This is a genomic window from uncultured Eudoraea sp., assembly GCF_947258525.1.
Taxonomy (GTDB): Bacteria; Bacteroidota; Bacteroidia; order Flavobacteriales; family Flavobacteriaceae; genus Eudoraea.
Genome location: NZ_CAMYIP010000064.1, coordinates 1 through 3281 on the forward strand (window position 1 = coordinate 1; position 3281 = coordinate 3281).

General features: G+C 33.1%; 2 protein-coding genes. Both read right to left on the bottom strand.

Annotated elements, in window-relative coordinates; translation table 11 throughout:
* Positions 1-641: 641 nt before the first annotated feature.
* Entirely contained in the window at positions 642-1709 is a 1068-nt protein-coding gene (locus tag Q0X89_RS05090; protein WP_297691783.1) for an IS110 family transposase, read from the bottom strand.
* 190 nt (positions 1710-1899) lie between these two features.
* On the bottom strand, positions 1900-2832 hold the full coding sequence (locus tag Q0X89_RS05095; protein WP_297691785.1) for a transposase: 933 nt from the start codon (positions 2830-2832) through the stop codon (positions 1900-1902).
* Between the last annotated feature and the right edge of the window lie 449 nt (positions 2833-3281).

Genomic DNA, 3281 nt, shown 5'->3' on the forward strand with positions numbered 1-3281 from the left:
ATCATATTACCATCCTCCACCAAAAGAGCGCGTGCGGGCAAGCTCCGGCGGAATAGTGGGTGTGGGAGCCAGCCTTGCGGGCAGGTATTATTCCGCCTAGCTTTTTGGTTACTTTTCAGCAATGGAAAAGTAACGTTAGAAAAATTTACTATCACGTTTAGGTACTTATTATATCTTTGGTGTTTACCTAATCCTCCTAAATAGTACATTCGATTATAGACAGTTTGAGGTTATTTATTCAAATCCATAGCAAAAACATTCATTGTTACTTTCGATATTACACCAAGAGCGAGTTTTATGGCTTTAAGAATTTCATTGCTTTTTTACGCCTGCCTTCTATGTTGTAAACCAAGTTTTTTCGGATTAATTTTAGTAAAATTCTTCATTTGTGATAAAGTTATTTTATGCTCAATACTAAAGTTGAGTCCCTGCTTGGATAGTAATAATACATCCCATCTATTAAAAAAAATTAGCCTTCTATCACCAGTCTAATTGGATAATCCTTTTAGCTGTAAGATCTCAATCATCATAAAATAGGATAAGCTGTAATCTGCGGAATCCAGTCTATTTATAAAAAATAGCTGTAGGCAGGCGAATCCAGTCTTATCCCTGATAGTATTTCTTTTTCATGGGATTTGATTTTAGCATTCAGCTTTTATATATTTTTCTTTATGGATCCAAACTTTTCTTATTCTTCTCACTAAAGTTTTAGCTATTTTGATAATAGCTTTATTCCCGTTCATTCTTTTCCTATAAGTTTCATATCGCATTAGTAATTCATTATCGGATCTAATGGCCACCCATGCACTTTTAATTAAGGCTGTTGTTACTCTAGTATTTCCTCTTCTGGTCATTTCCCCTATTCTTTGTTTGTCTGCTGAAGTATTTGTTGTTGGTATTAATCCACAAAATGAAAACAAATGATTTTCGTTTTTAAATCTTTTCATATCAATTAACTCTGTAAGAAATACCATGGCGTGAAAGAGTCCTACTCCGGGTACAGTCAGCAAATTTTTAGATAACTCAATGTGTCTATCCGTTCTGGATAATTTCCTTAATTCTCTAGTTGCCCAAAGTTGGTGAGTTCTTAGGATAATGTGTTTTTGAATTTTTACTTTCAAGGCATCATCTTGTTTTTCTTCAGCGATTTTCAATAACCAATCAACAAATTTTATGGACCAATAGCGACTTGTAAAATCTTCAGGTATCTCAATATCAAAAAAATTAAGATGACTTTTAATTTGATTCTTTGCCCTGGTTTGATCTTTTGAAATACTCCAGCGTTCTCTCACCACTGCTCTATCCTTCTGATTTTCTAGGGTTGGAACATATATAGCTTTTAGTTCTCCGCTTCTCAATGTTACTGCAATCTTTTTACTATCCCTAAGATCAGTTTTAAATTGCTTTTCCTTATCCGATACCGGTATATCCGCTGGATTCACAACAATGCAATTAACTCCCTCAGCTTTCAATTCTTTTTGCGCTACAAATCCACAAAATCCCGCTTCATAGGCACTATAGCAATTCGCGTTAGGAAAATTTCTTCGTAAATAATTAACTAAATTTTTTGTAAATGGTCTTTCAAAAACTACCTTTTTCAAAATCGCATGCTGAGAACAAATTGTACAGGTCCAGGTCCTCTTATGTACGTCCATTCCTACATAAATATTTTGACCAGTAAAGTCTAAACTATTATTTGTATTTTTCATGTTGAAAGGTTTTAGGTTAATTAATATTTTATCACTATTAATTTGAACTAAAACCTTTCCGCTTTTACAAACATAGGATCTGTGAATTTCTACGGTTAACCAAATTATTTATTAAATAAAATATTTATTTATAAGTCATCATTTTCACATAAGGAGTTTTACGCTTAACAACAGCAAAAACACGATGGACTTATTTGTTTTTTAAAGCATTAAGAACAACCCCTTTTGGCTTACCCCCACCTAGTTTTCTTTGATAATATTCTGCTAGTTCTGGATCATACATTATTGCTGCATTTACAGCATTGGACAACAAGCTTTTTATTTTTTTGTTTGCTATGTGACTGACTTTAAATATACCCTTCTGATTACCAGACTGATAATGCTCAAAAGGAGCTACTCCGCAGTAACTATTAAATTCTCGACTTGTTTCAAAACTAGAAAAATTATCGGTGTAGGCTATCATATATGCACTATTAACCAAACCAATTCCTACAACTGACTGTGCCAATTCATTATTTGTTTTCATTTCTTCATCTTCATCAATGGTCTGCTGTATTTGCTTTTCTAGCTCTTTAATATGTCGAGCATATAGTGCTAGTAATTCTTGATTCTGAGACTCTAAAAATTCCAACAGCTTTGGATCTAAAGTCAGTTTTTGTTCCTTAATAGATACTAACAATCCTTGTTTTTGCCTTACTAATAAATCTCTTCTTGATAGTAATTTTTTCAGTTTAATGATTCCAGGTTTTGACAAAATCGTAGGTTTTATTGAGGATCTTTTCTCATACCCATATTTACAGATATCTTTTGAATCTGCCTTGTCATTTTTACCCCTACGAATCCCTAAAGACTTTGAAATAGCTAAGGCATTTTCTTCTCTACAAGGTATCTGTTGACTGATTAGCCATTCAACCAACGCCTTGGAATATACACCGGTATTCTCGAAGCAAACAAACCAAGATGTTTTCAACACGTTACTAACTTTCTTGAGTTGTCTTACCATTTTCTTGAATCCAGGTATATCGTTTGAGAATTGTCCTAGATAAACAGGATTATTGTCTTGATAAAAAGAAACGTCAAAAAACGATTTTGACATGTCGCAACCAACGAAAAAATTATACATTTGAATAGATTTTAAGAGATTAACACTAACACCTTTAGTAGGTCTAAAAACCTAAATTTCTACATGGTGCTTAATCTTGAAATAGCGGAGGACTAATTCGGCTATTAAGTCGTAGAACTTATGCAGGCAGATAGTTCACCTCCGCTATTATTTAAGTTACTAACATTTTTATGTTAATTCAACAAAAGAAAAAGAACCAAAAAGAAAATATACATAGTAATAATAGTAATATGATAATAAATTATCAATTACAAATCTAAAGGGCAGGCAGGCGAAGATATTGGGAAAAAGGTGGGATTTTATAGGTATTGAATTTCGTTCCTGTAGCACTAGTGTCTAGCTTTCAATCGGCTTTTCATTGCGTTTATTATATACAAAGTGGATCAACAGCATAATCATCCCAATCATCACGGACACATCTGCAAGATTAAAAATTCCGGTTCTGAAAA